The following is a 540-nucleotide window of genomic DNA, read 5'->3' on the forward strand; positions in this document are numbered from 1 at the left end:
CCGGCCACGAGGTCGATACCGATGTGTTGCGTGAGCATGTGGCGGGTTCGCTGCCCGCGCACATGATTCCGTCTGCGTTCGTGGTGCTCGAGTCCATTCCGTTGACTCCGGCCGGCAAGCTGGACCGACGCGCACTCCCGATCCCGGAACTCACCGGCGGGGCTGAGCGACGCGAGCCGACCACCGACACCGAACGTGTAGTTGCAGAGGTGTTCGCGGAGGTACTCGGCATCGAGTCCATCGGCCTGGACGACAACTTCTTCGACCTGGGCGGTGACTCCCTCAGTGCCACCCGGGTGACCTCGCGGGTGAACTCTGCCCTTGGCGCGTCGATCACGGTGCGCGCGTTGTTCGAAGCCCCTACGGTGGCAACGCTCGCCGCCCGAAGCGTGGGCCAGCCCGCCGACGCCAACCGTCCGGCTCTGGTGCCGATGGAGCGTCCGGATCGGGTGCCGTTGTCGCAGGCGCAGCAGCGGATGTGGTTCATCAATCAGTTCGATACGTCCTCGGCGGCGTACAACATTCCTCTTGCGGTGCAGT

Annotated in this window: 1 protein-coding gene; it reads left to right on the forward strand. The window is 65.9% G+C overall.

The annotated features are described in order from the left end of the window. A partial coding sequence (locus J1M86_RS23430) for a phosphopantetheine-binding protein (RefSeq protein ID WP_241260594.1) occupies positions 1-540 on the forward strand: 540 nt, incomplete at both ends.

The organism is Rhodococcus sp. KRD197, from assembly GCF_017168235.1.
In the GTDB taxonomy this organism is placed as follows: Bacteria; Actinomycetota; Actinomycetes; order Mycobacteriales; family Mycobacteriaceae; genus Rhodococcoides.